Source organism: Limosilactobacillus frumenti DSM 13145 (assembly GCF_001436045.1).
Lineage (GTDB): Bacteria > Bacillota > Bacilli > Lactobacillales > Lactobacillaceae > Limosilactobacillus > Limosilactobacillus frumenti.
Window position 1 is genome coordinate 116325 of the sequence record NZ_AZER01000014.1, and the last position, 15826, is coordinate 132150.

The window sequence follows — 15826 nt, forward strand, 5'->3', positions numbered from 1 at the left end:
ATTTTATATATGGCATTTGGCTACATTACCGACTTAGATAACCATCTTAAACGTAAACATGTTTCATATAATAACCGCTATGGTATCAAAATTGCTGCTGATTTGTACTATCCCAAGGAGCTGCAACGGGGCGATAAGCTCCCAGCACTAATTGTTGGTGCGCCATATGGTGGTACTAAGGAACAGGGACCTTCAGTTTATGCAAATGAATTAGGCAAACGCGGTTTTGTCGTTCTGACATTTGATCAAGTTTACATGGGCGAATCTGGTGGTCATCCCCGTCACGTGTCCTCACCAGACCTCTTTGCTGAATCATTCAGTGCGGCGGTTGACTATCTTGGCATTCAGGTGCCGTTCGTTGACCGTGAAAAAATCGGTGTTGTCGGCATTTGTGGTTCGGCCGGATTTGCTCTATCCGCCGCTTCAGTAGATGTGCGAATCAAAGCCATAGCAACGGCTTCAATGTATGATATTACTGATATCCGTGGGATGATGAAGCCTTCTAAGGAACAGCTCGACCAGATGAAGAAGAAACTAGCTGAGCAACGGTGGGAAGATTTTGCTAACCAGCAGCCAGAATATAAGCCATTCTTTCCTAATAAACCACTCCCAAACGTTGACGCTATTCCAGAAATGGATAGTATCAACCGGGAATGGTTCCGTTTCTATGCTGTTCCACGAGGTTTCCACTCAAATGCTCGCGGCGGTTTCACCACAACTTCTGACCTTGCAATGATGCAATTTTCTGCCTTAGATTATATTGATGAAATTAGTCCACGACCGATCTTATTTGTCTTTGGAGATAAAGCACACTCCCGGTCATTTTCTGAACGGGCATACGACTTAGCGAAGGAGCCAAAAGAAAAGTACATTGTCCAAGACTGTGAACATATTGACCTTTATGACCGGGTTGATAAGATTCCGTTCGACAAGTTAACTGACTTCTTCAAGCAACATTTGAACGCTTAATTAACATATAATATTGAAAGAGGAGGGTTTCACATGAAACATCGTTCTGCCCTGACTACTGTCATTCTGGCAATCGTCATCGCAATTGTTGGTGGCTTTAGTTGGCACCATACGCAAGCGGCGCAAAAGTTTGTTCATTCTAATACGCCAACCATTTTCGTCCATGGTTGGGGAAGCAGTTACCATGCGGAAACGTCGATGGCAAACGCGGCTAAGCACGCTGACGTTACTAATACCATTGTGCGCGCCAATGTTGATCGAAATGGCCACGTCACTTTTAACCATTCCATCCCAGCAAATGCTACCAACCCAATTGTAGAAGTCAATCTCCAGGATAATAAGTTAGAGCGCTACGTAAGCTCCTCTACCAGCAATAACTATGCCGATGCATACCATCACGGTGGAACTTATATCCTTAATGTTGTAAAAGCATTAGAAAAGCAACACCACTACTCAGCAATTAACTTAGTGGGTCACTCAATGGGTAACTTGGAAATCGCTAACTACATTAATGATAACTACCCAAGCAATAAGCTTCCAAAGGTCAAGCACCTCGTTGCTATTGCCGGTCACTATAATGGATTAGCTGGTCAAAAAGCCGCGGAAGGCGCCATTGATGAACAAAGTGGCAAGCCAAGTCAACAAGATCCGGGCTTCACTCAGCTACTCGGTTTACGCGAGCATTTTCCTACCAACACTAAGGTCCTTAACATCTATGGTAACTACAAGGGCAAAAATTCTGACGGTGACGTGCCAGTTAACTCAGCGAAGACCCTGAAGTACCTTGTTAGTTCACGCGCACAATCTTACCAGGAACGCGAAATTCGTGGTAGCAAGGCACAACATAGTCAATTACATAATAATAACCACCAAGTTAACCAAGCATTGATTAACTTCTTATGGACTAAGTAAGCAAAAGGGACCAGCCGAAGTGAATCGGCTGGTCCCTTTTTTCTAGCTTATATTAATACCAAGCTGGTTTATCGCCATCAGTTCCTGGCTTATCAACACCAAAGTCTTTACGAGCATATGGTGCCGGATCATCAATAATTTTTGCAACAAAGTGACCAATCGACTTCCGTGATACTTCTGTCCCTTTAAAGGATTCACCACGTTTAGTTGTCTCATAATCAACCTCATCTTTATTTGTTAACCACGCTGGACGAATAATTGTGTAATCCAAATCTGATGAAGAAATCACATCAGCTGCTTTTCGGTAAGTACCCAAGTAACTATCTTCTTGGCCACCACCGAGTTCTTTATTATTCCATTCCCCAAATTTACCAGGGACTTCATTGTAAATACCGATCGAGGAAATCCAAACCAGCTGCTTAACACCGTGTTTATCCATGGCGGCAACAATATTTTCTGCTTGTTGCTGAATTTGCGGGTTCCGTAAGTTAGCATAAACGACATCGGCTTGTGCAACGGCTGCATCTAATTCGGCGACCTTCAAAGTATCGCCCTTGATGACCGTTTCCCGTTTATCATCAACATTTGACAAGTGCTGGGGGGGCCGAGTAAATAGTAATAAATGATCATCACCATTATTTAATAACGCTTTGATTGCGTGTCCGGCAATTTGACCAGTTGCCCCGAGAATTAATACTTGTTTTGTCATAACTAATCCTCCTTTGAAAATCTCATTTCCTTACAATTTTCATTATAGGTGCCCAGATTAGTTATTAAAAGTAAGCACTTTCGGGTAAGATAGTTACTACGTGGTAAGATTTAATTGAGCGCCATCCAATAAGCCAATTCTAAATTTATTGAATTACTTTAAACCGTTCATTATCCGCCATCATTTCTTTATCACCAGCTGGCGCTTCAATTGAACCAAATGGCATTTCAGCTCGTAATTGCCAACTATCAGGTAGGCCAAATTCTTGATGGATTTCGTCATCAATTAATGGATTGTAGTGTTGTAAACTGGCGCCAATGTTATTTTCCGCCAACGCGGTCCAAACGGCCTGCTGAGCACCACCGATTCCTTGTTCTGCCCAGTCGGCAAAGTTATCAGCATATGTTGGAAATTGCTGTTCTAATTCGTGAACCGTCTTGGTTTCAGTTAGGAAAAGAACAGTACCAAACCCTGCCCGAAAGGTGGCGATCTTAGCCTGAGTTTTCTTAAATGCATCGGGGTTCTTGACAACCTTTGCTAGTGTGTCCTCAACAATGTCCCAGACCTTATCAGAAGCTTTGCCAAATAGAATTACGGCGCGGACCGTTTGACTATTAAAGGCCGTTGGTGATTGCCGGATCGTTTCTTTAATTAAGTCCGCAATTTCAGTTGACGACTGCTGAACTTGATCACCCAGTGCATAAATAGAACGGCGTTGTTTCAATAATTGGATTACTTGTGATTTCATAATTTATTACCCCTTTCAGTTATTTCACTTACTAATAGTAACTAAAAATAATAATATAGCAAGAAGGGAATTGTTTTACCCTTAGTTACAAATTATTCCCTATCCATACCACAGGAGGTTCTATCAATGGCTAAATCATCATCTTGTGCGATTGAATATACCCTTTCCTTAATCGCCGGTAAATGGAAAACCGTCATTCTCTACCACTTGTTTCATCAGCCGGTTTATCGTTTCAATGAATTAAAGAAGCTCATGCCCGACTGCTCACAGCGCATGTTATCATTACAATTGAAAGAGCTAGAAAAAGCGGGATTGATTCAAAAGAAAGTCTATCCAGTTGTTCCACCTAAGACCGAATATTCATTAACAAAACTTGGTCAAAGCATGCTTCCAGTAATCAAAGCAATGGATAAGTGGGGATTGGACCACCACAATCAATTAAATAAGGAGCCTTGATAATGAGTTCAGCGAAAAAGATGTTCAATACCGGCGCCGAATATGCCTTGTCAATCATTGGCGGCAAGTGGAAGCCCGTCATCCTATACCTATTGGCAGGACATCCCCGGCGAACAAGCGAATTAGTGAAACAGTTAGGCACCTCTTATAAGGTACTGGCCGACCAGCTACGTGAAATGATTGATGCGGGATTGGTCAGTCGAAAAAGTTACAATACCGTTCCACCCCACGTCGAGTATCGGTTAACGGATGATGGGGAAAATCTCTACGCCGCATTACGCTACCTGAATTACTGGGGTGAACAGCGTGCTAGTGAATCCCCGGATATTAAAATTATGTGCACTAATCAAATGAAGGCCGCTGGTGATGATGGACTATGCGTCATCACTAAGCAACACTTGCACCACTGGAAGCAAGAGATTGTACACCCTAAGAACTAACTAAAAAGAAGCTGGGAATTAACCTTCTCAGGAGCCTGGTGGGCTAACCTAGAACGATGAACGGTGATGGAATCATCGGAATCGTTCGTAGTTATCCTCTAAGGCGCTGGTTAATTCACGCAATTAGACTCAGTAAGTTCGAGACTACTAGTAACAGAGAAGAGGTTGAGAAAAAGCAGAATGTTTTTCCTCAACCTCTTTAGCGTCACTATATTAACTTTTGATATAAGGGAACGAGTTCGCCAATTGCCTGTTCAATAAAACTCTCCATATTGATTCCACAATCACGGTCGCGGAAGGCAAATTTACCAAGCATAAAGGTTGATTTAGTTGCTCGCTGGTCAAATTGGTCACGCTGGTCACGATCATTTAAATAGTCATGCAGGCTAATCTGAGGATCGAGTTTCATTTCCAATTGATCCCACAGGTACCAATCAGAAATGCCCTTCCCTGGACTCCATTCGGGAATTGCTGTTAATAGTAAATTAAACTCAGCAGGTGTGCCATGCCGATGATCACTGCGGTAATGTTGAAGCATCAGATAGACTTTTAACTGCTTACGATCAAGCATGACGCCAATACAGGGGTTAGCTTCGGCCAAGACGGCTAGCCGATAAGAGGCCCAAAAGTGCTCACGAATGTTCCAACCATTCGTCCAACTTTCAATATGCGTCTTAGCAAATAACCCGAGCGGCAGCTGATTGGAAACATTGATCTGAACCCGCTTCCAGACGCACCATTCTTTTTTGAACTGGTCCTTAATCATCGCCACTTCTTCTGGTGGGTACTGTTCCTTTAACTTCTTAAACGAAAAATCCGGCCGGTCAAAAAGCCTAAACATTTCTTCTTTTAAGGCGGTCATTTACCCCATCTCCCCAAAATAAATCGTCAACAGGCGTTCATAATGATGTCTGTTGGCGATTTTAGTTATTTATTGAAGTGAATCCCAAGCTTTCAAGGTAACTGGTGTTTGATCAGCTAGCTTCTTTAAATCATCACTTAGGTATTTCTTATTGATGACGGCTTCATAAGTATATTCCTCAAACCAATCTTGGGTCATAACGAAGTAACCATTGTCACCATTGTCTTTGCCCCAACTGTTTTCGATCTTCCAACGAACTGGTTGGTCGTCTTGTAAATCAAAGCCAGTCAAAGTCATAGCATGAGAAACCATGGCTTGCTTCGTTTCCAGACGGTCTTTCTTGTTCATCGTGAAGTCAACATCCAATAATTCAGCGCGATGGAATAAGTTGGCGTCCATCAACCCCCGTTTGCGATCCATTTGTTGTAAGACATCGTTACCAACCCAAACGGTTTCGCCAGCCTTAAGTTGCTTCATTGCTGTTTCTTGCAAGTACTTAAATGGGACATTAACAAACTTGATCGGAATACCACCAGCAACGCTGTCTTGAGTTGGCATTGCGTAAACCTTATTGTATTCATGATCAGGAGCATTGGTGACAACGACATAATCATTCAGATTAGTGTCAAAGTATTCCCGGTAGAACTTAAGTGGTGTTAGCCCTAATACTTGGTGGAACTTCTTATCATCATCACGGAATTCCAGGTCAAATTTCGTCGGTGGTTCACCAAATGAGTAGGCGGCCACCTTGTAAACATCGGCCATCATCTTTTGTTGAGCCTTTGATAATTCATCTTCGCTGGCCCCGTCTTGGACCATCTGCCGCAATACCAGTGCGTCTTTCCGCATTAGGTAATTCTCCACTTCAGCAACATCAGAAGTATCACGTGTGTTGTGGGTATCTGGCATAACATATTCTGGTACTACCCCGTACTTCTCAATGATGGAAGCAGCATTAGCCCACTGGCCACCATCATTTAAAGCAAAATCTAAGTAAAAGTCGACTGTCCGATCATGAAGTGGTTTCTTGGCCGTTTCAATAATCTTTTGGAAGTACATGTTAGCCCGTTCAATTCGATCCCAGAAGAACAAGTAGTTTTGGGAAAGTTCAAAGTCCTTGAAGTTATACTTCTTCGCAAATTTATGACGAAGCGTGTTCAAAGTTGCAAAGGACCAGCAACGTCCACTGTGCCGCTGGTTACTTGGCTTACCAGTCTTAATTTCATATGAAAACGCCCGGTGTAAACGTTCGCTCGCGGTTGGGTCTTCACTCGCATTCTTAATTCCGTTCTTTTGGATAGCTCGGGCAATCACGTCCGCTGCTGGCCGAGCATGAAAAATCTTCTTATATTCCTGCACCATTGAATTAGTTAAATGATGTTCCTCTGTCATAATATTCCCTTCTTTTAGATACATTAACTTAATATGACTATTACAACTTCAATGATAGCGCATTCCTTAACAAAAAGCTTCTTTCTGAGACCCTTTTAATTGTTTGCCCACCACAAGTTATTTAAACTGAACCTGAGGAGGAATTAATATGGCAAAAGTATTTATTGCTGGTGGTTCTGGCCGAGTTGCTACGGCTCTAATTAAGAATTTAGTTAAGGCTGGTAACGAAGTCGTTGCTGGAGCCCGTCATACCGAAAACATTATCAGTGGTCAACATATCACTGCTGTAACTTTAGAATTACATGCCCCGGTAGATGAGATTGTTCACCTTATGAAAGGCTGCACGGCAGTTTACTTTGTCGCCGGTTCACGTGGTCAAGACCTACTTCAAACCGATGCCTTTGGAGCAGTTAAAACTATGCAGGCGGCAGAATTGTGCGGTATTAAACGATATATTATGCTATCTTCAATGTATGCCCTCCAGCCAGAAAAGTGGGCTCATTATCAAGCCTTAGCGGACATTACTGATTACAACATTGCCAAATTCTTTGCTGATAACTACCTCATTCACCAAACGAGTTTGGACTATACGATTATTCAGCCGGCAGCATTAACTGAAGAACAACCGACTGGTAAGGTAACTTTCGGCGCCGGTGATGATACTACAAACACCATTGATGACGTTGCCCAAGTTCTCGCTGATGTTTTGCCTCGGCCTAATACAATCGGCAAAGTGATTATGATGCGTAACGGTAAAACACCAATTGATACGGCCCTTGACCAACTATAATAATTTTATAAGAGAGTGACAGCAAAATTTCTTGCGGTCACGCTCATTTTTTGTAATCATCTCGGAGGTTAATATGAATAACGAACAGCGAATTCATTCCGGACAAATTTATTCGCCGGAAGATCCCCAAATTATGAAAAAGCAGACTCAAGCAATGCTGGCAATGTATAAATATAATCAAACCTTACCTACTGAATCAGCGAAACGGCAACAACTGCTCAAAGAGATGTTCGCTGAAGTTGGTAAAAACTGCTACATTGAGCCCCCGTTCCATGCTAATTGGGGTGGTCACCACATTAAGCTAGGCGATCACGTTTATGCGAACTTTAATTTAACCATTGCTGATGACACATACGTTACCATCGGTAGTCACACGATGATTGGCCCTAATGTTACTATGTCTTCCGCAGCTCACCCGATCTTGCCAGAGCTCCGTAAAAAGGGTTATCAATACAACTTACCTATTAAGATTGGTCAAAATTGTTGGTTGGGGGCCGGCGTAATTATTCTCCCCGGCATCACAATTGGCGATAATGCCGTCATTGGCGCTGGCGCAGTCGTTACACATGATATTCCAGCTAATGTTGTCGCAATGGGGGTCCCAGCACGAGTGGCTCGTTCAATTAGTGACCATGACCGCCAATATTATGATCACAATCGACCAATTGATCAGTCATTATTAGACAAGCTTGACAATTCACAAAGGTAATGCGAAACGCTTGCGGTCCCCTGTAATAATCGCTAAACTAAGACGGTGAATTTTATTCTGGGGGGATAAAGAGATGGAGAAAATATACATCATTGCTGCGCAACGGACGCCAATTGGTAAATTTGGCGGTGCCTTAGCAACAAAATCGGCAATTGAGTTAGGAGCGACGGTCATTCGCGACAGTGTTCACAAAGCTGGTTTGACAAATCAAGTTGACCAGGTTCTGATGGGCAATGTTCTCCAAGCTGGTGAGGGACAAAATCCAGCTCGTCAGGCCGCCATTGCCGCCGGGTTAAGCCAAAGCATTCCTGCTATCACAATCAATGATGTCTGCGGTTCTGGCTTATCTGCCATTAATCTCGGGGCGGCCTTGATTCGTGCTGGTCAAGCGCAAGTGATTGTTGCTGGTGGAATGGAAAGTATGTCTCGCGCTCCATATGTCCTATTGAACGCTCGGCATGGCTACAAATTTGGCAATGGTGAATTAGTCGATACCATGCAAAATGATGCCTTACAGGATGCTTGGGGTGGCTATGCAATGGGAATCACGGCCGAAAATATCAACGAACGTTACCACATTGCCCGTTACCAACAAGATGAATTTGCCTTACGTAGTCATCAGAAAGCAATTCAAGCTCAAGAAGATCATGCCTTTGATAGTGAAATCACGCCAGTAGAGGTAACGGTCCACCACCAAGCAGCAACCATTGATAGCGATGAAGGTCCCCGTGCTGATACTTCGCTGGCTGCTTTACAGGGACTAAAGCCAGCTTTTAAAAAAGATGGCTCGGTAACTGCTGGTAACTCATCAGGTCTTAACGATGGTGCGGCTGCGGTTGTCTTAGCTAGCGAAAAAGTCGTCAAAACAAACCATTTAACTCCCCTTGCAGAATGGCAAAACTCCACCATCGTTGGCCTCGATCCTGCGGTTATGGGGTTAGGTCCTTATTACGCGATTACTAAGCTGTACCAGCAAACAGGCCTCAATAATGAGGATATTGACTTATTTGAACTTAATGAAGCCTTTGCTAGTCAAGCGATTGTCTGCGAACAATTATTAAAATTAGACCCTACTAAGGTTAACCCTCATGGTGGTGCTCTTGCACTGGGCCACCCAGTTGGTTGTTCCGGAGCTCGGATTGTGGTGACCCTTGTCCATGAGCTACAATCTTTGCATAAAAATACAGGAATTGCATCATTATGCGTTGGCGGTGGCATGGGGGTAGCCGCACTCATTAAAAATAGTCTTAGCAATTAAATAGGTTTCGCGGTATTAATCAATTATTTATTAGTGAAAGAAGATGAACTAATGCTTTATGCAGTTGATCATTTCTTCAATGCATTTGGCGCAACAATTGTCGTTCCCCTGATGATCTTTATTATTGCGCTGTTTCTCAAAGTTAAAGTTAAAACAGCGGTCATATCAGCATTGTACGCAGGCGTTGGATTGACTGGCTTTTCTTGGATTATCAGTGAATTTACCCCTGTGGTAACGAAAATTATCCGTCAAATGGTCAATAACGTTGGGATTAAATTACCCGTTGTTGATATTGGCTGGCAAGCTGGTTCGCTAGCTTCTTTCAACTCCACTGTTGGATTAGCCTTTTTTGTTTTCGGATTAATTATTGAATTCTTATTATTTGCACTAGGGATTACCAAAGTCTTTATGCCTTCAAATCTCTGGAACAACTTCGGATTTATGATTTGGGGAACACTCGCTTACTATGTCACTCATAATTTTTGGTTATCAATTGGCCTATCTTGTTTCATGCTTTTGTATACCCTTGAACTAGCAGAAATTCAGGCTGATCGTTGGTCCTCTTATTATCAAATAAACAACACGACAGTCAGTGCCGCCCAAAATATTGTTCAAACTGTGCCGGCAATTTTATTGGACCCCCTGTGGAATTGTCTTGGCTTTAATAAAGTTCACTTTACCCCTACTTCTTTCCGTCAAAAGTTTGGTATCTTTGGTCAGCCCACTACTCTTGGTGCCATCCTGGGCTTGTTCATTGGAATATTGGGTAATCTCAATCGGATTACTAGTTACCAAGCCTGGGGACAAATCTGTCAGTTTGCTATTCAATTAGCAGCCGTAATGACCATTTTTCCTTTAGTAACTGATATCTTTGCCAAAGCTTTTAAGCCTTTAGCATCCAGCATCGATCAGCAACGCCAAACCGTCTCTAATGAGGCAAGTGACCCCATTCATCATCGTAAACGCTGGTTCCTCGCGATCGATGATGGCGTGGGATATGGTGAACCAGCGACAATTATTTCGGGTATTATCCTCATTCCAATCATGGTAATAATTGCCTTTATCTTACCTGGAAACCGGACCCTTCCCGTTGTTGACTTAATCTCCTTGCCCTTTATGGTGGAGTCAATTGTTGCTATTACTAATGGTAATATCCTAAAAGTCATTGCAAATGGAATTGTCTGGTTTAGCCTAGGTCTCTATTGTTCTAGTTGGCTCGGCCCTGTCTATACCGCCACCCTGACCCATTATGGTGCTGCAATCCCCGCTGGTGTGGTACTGATAACTAGCTTTAACCTCATGGCCCGTCCACTTAATGTGGTTGTCTTTGCCGCCTTTATTTCAAAAAATCCCCTTTGGATCGGATTATGTATTATTATTTACCTAGGATTACTGTTTGTTCTTCGTCGTTACCGTCCACAAATTTGGACTTATCTCAACCAAATGGCAGCAAAAAATGCCGGAACGACAACTAAAAGTTATCAAAAGGAGTGACCATTAATGGCAAAGTTAAATTTAAAAAAGACGATTGTTGCTGGAACAGCAGCCGGTGTCATCTCTGGCCTAGTAAAATTGGGCTGGGAAAACATTCTGCCACCGCGCACTGCCGAACGCGATAAAGTTAACCCACCACAAACGCTATTACAACAATTAGGAGTCCCTGCTAAATTAACACAGGCGACCTATCAATATTCTGGGCAACAGCTGCCATGGGTCTCTTACCTCGTTCACTTTGGCTTTTCTATTTCATTTGCGACTGCCTATGCAGCATTGCTAGAGAAAAAGGTCAAATTACTGACGATAGGCCAGGGAATTCCCTTTGGCCTGGCTGTTTGGATTGCCTTTCACTTAGTAATCATGCCGGCCATGGGAACTGTTCCATCGGCTAAAGAACAACCAGAAGAAGAACACCTTTCAGAAAGTCTGGGCCATGCAATTTGGATGTGGACTAACCATGAAATTGCGGAAACGGTCCTCCACCAATTAAATAAGAAATAACAGCGATCGTGACAAAAGATCTCGCAATACCACGAAGGCTCTAGCGTTCGAAGAATTCGGACGTTAGAGCCTTCTATGTATTATCTTTTATTTTCATTATTTCACAGCTACTACCCGTCGCCATTTATGAATTAATAGCCACTCAATTAGCCAAACCACGGCGGCACAAACTAGTGTCAATGCCATCGTCAGGATCGTTCCCCACAGAATAGGGACTACCTGTTGTGACTGGAGCCCCTCAAACAAGAGTTGACCAAGGCCGCCTGCGTTAATTGTCGCGGCAATCGTTGCCATAGCCATTGTCGATGAGAGAGCCACTTGAACACCGGAAAAAATAGCTGGTAAGGCTAACGGAAGCTGCACTTTGCTAAAAACCTGCCACTTAGTCATTCCCATCCCCCGCGCTACTTCAACTATATTAGCGTCTACTCCTTGAATGCCAGTGATAAAAGAACGGAGCAAAATATACTCACAGTATACTGTTAACACAATGACCGCTGTGCGCATCCCTAATCCCGATAACGGTAACAGTAACGCGAAGAAAGCAAAGCTGGGAATGGAATACAGCAGTGAAAAGAAATATACCAGTCCATTAAGCCACTCCTTACGCTGCATGAAAATTAAAGTGATGACCACTGCAATTACCAAGGCGATCATTAGTGATAACAATACCATTTGGGCATGTTGCCCCATCTCTTGGAGCATTGTCGGGGCATTAGCATTCCAATATTCGATCATTCGCTCCGCCCCCATAATCCTTGGTTTTGGCGTGTCGTTGCCAATAGGTCACTGACAAATTGCGTCGCAGGATGCTGAACAATTTCTTCCGGAGTGGCGAATTGTTCGATTTGCCCGTCTTTCATAATCATCACCCGTTGACCGAGGAACAAGGCTTCGTTAATGTCATGCGTCACAAACATGAATGTTTTATCCTTCAAGGTATCATGGATATGCTTAATTTCCTTCTGCAGTTCAATTCGGGTCAAAGCATCCAAAGCGCCAAATGGTTCATCGAACAATACATAAGGCGGATTAACTGCCAGTGCCCGGGCCACACCGATCCGCTGTTGTTGGCCACCAGAGAGCTGGGACGGGTAACGGTCAGCGTACTTAGCTGGCTCAAGTTGCACTAACTTTAGAAGCTCTGTTACACGTGAAACAATCTTGTCTTGATTCCAATTCAGCATTTGCGGTACTAGTCCAATGTTCTTGGCCACGGTCATATGAGGGAAAAGGCCAATTTGTTGAACCACATAGCCCATGTGGCGACGTAATTGAACTAAGTTTTGGTCTACGAGGGGTCGGCTGTTTATTAGAATCTCACCAGCAGTTGGCGACAATAATCCATTGACCATCTTCAACACGGTTGTTTTCCCGCATCCTGAAGAACCAAGAACCGTCACAAACTCGCCAGCATTCACCGTGAAAGATAAATCGGGAATCACTGTATTCTGACCAAAACTTTTTCGGACATGTTTAAATTGAATCGCTGGTTTGTTCATTCTTTTGCACCTTCTTAATCAAAAAGTCGAAACTAAGCATGGCTAGTAATGATAATACGGCAACACTAACTCCACCAATCACTACGTATGACATGTCATAAAGACCCAATCCAGTGAAAATTAACGTCCCTAAGCCACCGGCCCCAATATACGTGGCTAAAGTCGCACTAGCGATAATTTCCACTAAAGCCAGCTTAATGCCATTCAAAATGTATGGCATGGCTAACGGAATCTCAATCTGGCGCCGAAGTTGGCGTTGGTTCATCCCCAAAGCTAATCCAACTTCCTTGTACATTGGACTGACTTCGTTGAACCCTAAAATGGTGTTAATTAATAACGGTGGTAAGGCTAAAACAACTAATGCAATCACGGCTGGCAGCATTCCCGTACCGATAAATGGGATCAGGATAAACAATAATGCCAGGCTCGGAATTATTCGTAATACCTGTGCAAAGACTGTACAAAATGTTGCCACTGGCTTGATCCGCGATCCTAAGTAACCCAGTGGCAAAGCAATCACTAATGAAATTGCCAGTGTAATCGCACTAAGAAATAAATGTTGGCCCACGCATTGCCAGTATTGATTACTATCAGTTGCAAAATAGTTGATAATTTGGTGGAGCAAGGATCAACCCTCCTTATACAAAAAAAGAAGCTGTAAGCAGCCTCTTTTCTAACTTACTTCATATTGGCATTATACCAGTTTTGGGCAACCGTCTTATAATTCTGCCCATCCACATTCATTTTTTTATTGATCGATGTCAATTGCTTGGTAGTTAACTTAGCATCAACCTTATTCAACGTTTTTTCCATCTTTGGATACCGCTTGGCAGCTTTCTGATTGACGACTGGTACCAAGTTGTATGGCGGCCAGATCTTCTTGTTATCCTTAAGCAGAGTAAACTTGCTTGTTGCTAATTGGCCATCCGTCGTTGATACTGGAGCTACATCAGCCTTACCTTGTGACATAATCTTGTAAAGTAAGTTGACATCGTAATCCTTCAACGACTTGAAATTATACTTACCATAAGCCTTATTCATTGCTGGTAGTGCGTCAGCCCGCTTTTCAAATTCTCCTTGGGAAGCAAACCGCAATTGCTTAGCATGTTTTTGTAAATCACTAAGGTTGGTGATGTGATACTTCTTAGCGACCTTGGTTGGCATCCCTACCCCCTGGCGATTATCGCCCGGAGCATAGTTAAAAGTCGTTAGACCATCCTTCTTAATCCCATCGCGAGCCATTTTAGCCATTTGGGCAGATGTTTTACCTTGGCCATCTTTCTTAAGATAGCTTTCCACAATTGTTCCCGTATATTCTGGATAAACATCAACTTGCCCCTTTTGAGCGGCCTTGAAGATTACATTATTAGAAATGTTTGGCTTACGGGTAACTTTATAACCGGCCTTCTCAAGGGCAATTGCATAGATTTCACTAACGGTCTTACTTTCGGATACATTCTTAGAACCGACAATGATCGGTTTACTAGTGGCCGCGGCGCTTGCAACGGTTGGAACGATGACTCCTGCTAAGAGGGTCGTTACCCCTAATAAAGAGGCAAGCATAATTTTCTTGAATTTCATATTAATGCTCCTTATGTAACTCATTTAGTTTCATCTTTTAGGCCATATCATATAATCAAATCATGCCTGTGTCAATCTAATTACACCATTATCTGGTTAATTATCAAACTAATCACCCTTGCTTTATGTAACTTTATTAGTTACAATTAAGTCAAAGGAATGATACATATGAAAATCTCAACCCGTTTTAGCGACAGCATTCACATTCTCGCTTTTATCTCAATCTATCAAGGAAAGATTCCTTTAACTAGTGATAATATCGCCAACAGTGTCGAAACTTCGCCCGTTGTTGTCCGCCGCATCATGAGTCAGCTCAAGAAGGCTGGTTTAATTACCACGGTTCATGGTGCTGCAGACCCTAAGTTAGCTAAGGATCCGGCAAATATCTCATTGTATGACGTATTTTTAGCAATCGAACACGACCAACACTTATTTACCGTTGACGATAAAACAAATCCACAATGCATTGTGGGCGGCAACATTCAGGACACCCTACGTTATTACTACAAACAAGTTGAGACTTCTGCTAAAGCCAAATTGGCACGAATTAGTTTGGCTGATATCATTGACTCAATCATTGTGAAGCAAGCCCAAAAGACCAATAAGAAGGGATAACAACTATGACCAAATATTTCATTACTGGGGCTACCGGTCACCTTGGTCAAAAGGTGGTTACCGAATTGGCTAAGTTAACCGCACCAACTAACATCCGTATCGGAATACATAACGTTCAGAAAAGCCAAGTCTTTCAAGACGGTGGCTTTGAGTTAGTACACCTCGACTATAACGATGTTGCAGGGATGGTCCAGGCCTTCACTGGTGTTAACGTTGTTATTTACATTCCCAGCATCACATATGATGTTCAGGGACGGATTAATGAGTTTGAAAACTCATTAACCGCAATGAAGCACGCTGGTGTTGCCAACATCGTGGACGTCAGCTTCATCGCCGACCAAGCAAACAACCCTTTCCAGATGGCCGGATACTATGCTTACTTACCCGCACGATTGGCCAGTTCGGGGATGAATTATGCGATAGTTAAGAACTCACTCTATGCTGACCCGCTCATTCCCTATTTGCCAGAGTTGATTGACCGCCACAATGTTATTTACCCTGTTGGCGATAAGGCGCTGAGCTTCATCAGTCGTCAAGATAGCGCTGAAGCAATTGCCAATGTTGCCGTCAAACCATACTTGCGTAACCATGGTCAAAATTACTTATTGACGATGGACCAAAATTACAACATGGTGGAACTAAGCCACATAATGTCACAAGTCACTGGCAAGAAAATTGGCTATTCTCCCGTGACGCTGCAAGAATTTGCTGACATTTACCGAGCAGAAGGAGATGGCGATGAGCTCTCATCTATGTACCACGCTGGTGCCTTAGGCTTGATGGACCAAGTCACTACTGACTTCCGGCATATTACAGGGCATGAACCTGAGAGTATGGCGGCATTTCTTAAGCATAACTACCAGAAATAAATATCGGTTTCTCCCT

The 15826-nt window shown here is 43.0% G+C and carries 19 protein-coding genes; 11 read left to right on the forward strand and 8 right to left on the reverse strand.

Annotation, left to right across the window (positions count from 1 at the left end; translation table 11 throughout):
- Positions 1 to 9 precede the first annotated feature (9 nt).
- Together FD27_RS03740 and FD27_RS03745 are read left to right on the forward strand one after the other, a co-directional pair.
- Positions 10 to 969: an alpha/beta hydrolase gene (locus FD27_RS03740; RefSeq protein ID WP_057749731.1), complete on the forward strand. Its 960-nt coding sequence runs from the start codon at positions 10 to 12 to the stop codon at positions 967 to 969.
- 33 nt (positions 970 to 1002) lie between these two features.
- Entirely contained in the window at positions 1003 to 1881 is an 879-nt protein-coding gene (locus FD27_RS03745; RefSeq protein ID WP_057749734.1) for an alpha/beta hydrolase, read from the forward strand.
- Between the two features lie 52 nt (positions 1882 to 1933).
- Here the strand turns inward: FD27_RS03745 and FD27_RS03750 are convergent, their stop codons facing one another.
- A complete protein-coding gene (locus FD27_RS03750) occupies positions 1934 to 2590 on the reverse strand; it encodes an NAD(P)H-binding protein (protein WP_057749737.1) in 657 nt (218 codons plus the stop codon).
- A gap of 145 nt (positions 2591 to 2735) precedes the next feature.
- Positions 2736 to 3338: a nitroreductase family protein gene (locus FD27_RS03755; protein WP_057749740.1), complete on the reverse strand. Its 603-nt coding sequence runs from the start codon at positions 3336 to 3338 to the stop codon at positions 2736 to 2738.
- 126 nt (positions 3339 to 3464) lie between these two features.
- Between FD27_RS03755 and FD27_RS03760 the strand changes: the two genes are divergently transcribed.
- Positions 3465 to 3794, forward strand: a complete 330-nt coding sequence (locus FD27_RS03760; RefSeq protein WP_057749744.1) for a winged helix-turn-helix transcriptional regulator — start codon at positions 3465 to 3467, stop codon at positions 3792 to 3794.
- A 2-nt stretch (positions 3795 to 3796) separates the two neighbouring features.
- A complete protein-coding gene (locus tag FD27_RS03765; protein ID WP_057749747.1) occupies positions 3797 to 4234 on the forward strand; it encodes a winged helix-turn-helix transcriptional regulator in 438 nt (145 codons plus the stop codon).
- A 208-nt stretch (positions 4235 to 4442) separates the two neighbouring features.
- Here FD27_RS03765 and FD27_RS03770 read toward each other — a convergent pair whose 3' ends face one another.
- Together FD27_RS03770 and FD27_RS03775 are read right to left on the reverse strand one after the other, a co-directional pair.
- Entirely contained in the window at positions 4443 to 5096 is a 654-nt protein-coding gene (locus FD27_RS03770; RefSeq protein WP_057749750.1) for an HI_0552 family protein, read from the reverse strand.
- Positions 5097 to 5165: 69 nt separating this feature from the next.
- Positions 5166 to 6488: a C1 family peptidase gene (locus tag FD27_RS03775; protein WP_057749753.1), complete on the reverse strand. Its 1323-nt coding sequence runs from the start codon at positions 6486 to 6488 to the stop codon at positions 5166 to 5168.
- A 148-nt stretch (positions 6489 to 6636) separates the two neighbouring features.
- On the opposite strand from FD27_RS03775, the gene FD27_RS03780 reads away from it, so the two are divergent.
- The 5 genes from FD27_RS03780 (at position 6637) to FD27_RS03800 (ending at position 11243) form a co-directional block, all read left to right on the forward strand.
- Positions 6637 to 7278 (forward strand): NAD(P)H-binding protein, encoded by a 642-nt coding sequence (locus tag FD27_RS03780; RefSeq protein ID WP_057749756.1) that lies wholly within the window; start codon positions 6637 to 6639, stop codon positions 7276 to 7278.
- Between the two features lie 73 nt (positions 7279 to 7351).
- A complete protein-coding gene (locus tag FD27_RS03785; protein ID WP_057749759.1) occupies positions 7352 to 7987 on the forward strand; it encodes a sugar O-acetyltransferase in 636 nt (211 codons plus the stop codon).
- Positions 7988 to 8060: 73 nt separating this feature from the next.
- Positions 8061 to 9245, forward strand: a complete 1185-nt coding sequence (locus tag FD27_RS03790; RefSeq protein WP_057749762.1) for a thiolase family protein — start codon at positions 8061 to 8063, stop codon at positions 9243 to 9245.
- 51 nt (positions 9246 to 9296) lie between these two features.
- Positions 9297 to 10739: a PTS galactitol transporter subunit IIC gene (locus tag FD27_RS03795; protein WP_057749765.1), complete on the forward strand. Its 1443-nt coding sequence runs from the start codon at positions 9297 to 9299 to the stop codon at positions 10737 to 10739.
- A 6-nt stretch (positions 10740 to 10745) separates the two neighbouring features.
- The gene (locus tag FD27_RS03800; protein ID WP_057749768.1) at positions 10746 to 11243 is read left to right on the forward strand and encodes a DUF1440 domain-containing protein; all 498 of its coding nucleotides are present in this window, start codon (positions 10746 to 10748) and stop codon (positions 11241 to 11243) included.
- A 96-nt stretch (positions 11244 to 11339) separates the two neighbouring features.
- On the opposite strand, the gene FD27_RS03805 is transcribed toward FD27_RS03800, so the two are convergent.
- The 4 genes from FD27_RS03805 to FD27_RS03820 are packed head-to-tail and all read right to left on the reverse strand — an operon-like array spanning position 11340 to position 14326.
- Positions 11340 to 11981, reverse strand: coding sequence for an ABC transporter permease (locus FD27_RS03805; protein WP_057749771.1), 642 nt, complete (start codon positions 11979 to 11981; stop codon positions 11340 to 11342).
- The gene (locus FD27_RS03810) at positions 11978 to 12745 is read right to left on the reverse strand and encodes an ABC transporter ATP-binding protein (RefSeq protein ID WP_057749773.1); all 768 of its coding nucleotides are present in this window, start codon (positions 12743 to 12745) and stop codon (positions 11978 to 11980) included. The genes FD27_RS03805 and FD27_RS03810 overlap by 4 nt, the downstream gene beginning before the upstream one ends.
- Positions 12720 to 13370: an ABC transporter permease gene (locus FD27_RS03815; protein WP_057749777.1), complete on the reverse strand. Its 651-nt coding sequence runs from the start codon at positions 13368 to 13370 to the stop codon at positions 12720 to 12722. The genes FD27_RS03810 and FD27_RS03815 overlap by 26 nt, the downstream gene beginning before the upstream one ends.
- Positions 13371 to 13423: 53 nt before the next feature.
- Positions 13424 to 14326 (reverse strand): glycine betaine ABC transporter substrate-binding protein, encoded by a 903-nt coding sequence (locus FD27_RS03820; protein ID WP_057749780.1) that lies wholly within the window; start codon positions 14324 to 14326, stop codon positions 13424 to 13426.
- A 168-nt stretch (positions 14327 to 14494) separates the two neighbouring features.
- Between FD27_RS03820 and FD27_RS03825 the strand changes: the two genes are divergently transcribed.
- Both FD27_RS03825 and FD27_RS08595 read left to right on the forward strand, forming a co-directional pair.
- Entirely contained in the window at positions 14495 to 14941 is a 447-nt protein-coding gene (locus FD27_RS03825; protein WP_057749783.1) for an Rrf2 family transcriptional regulator, read from the forward strand.
- Between the two features lie 5 nt (positions 14942 to 14946).
- The gene (locus tag FD27_RS08595; protein ID WP_083482686.1) at positions 14947 to 15810 is read left to right on the forward strand and encodes an SDR family oxidoreductase; all 864 of its coding nucleotides are present in this window, start codon (positions 14947 to 14949) and stop codon (positions 15808 to 15810) included.
- The last annotated feature ends 16 nt before the right edge of the window (positions 15811 to 15826 follow it).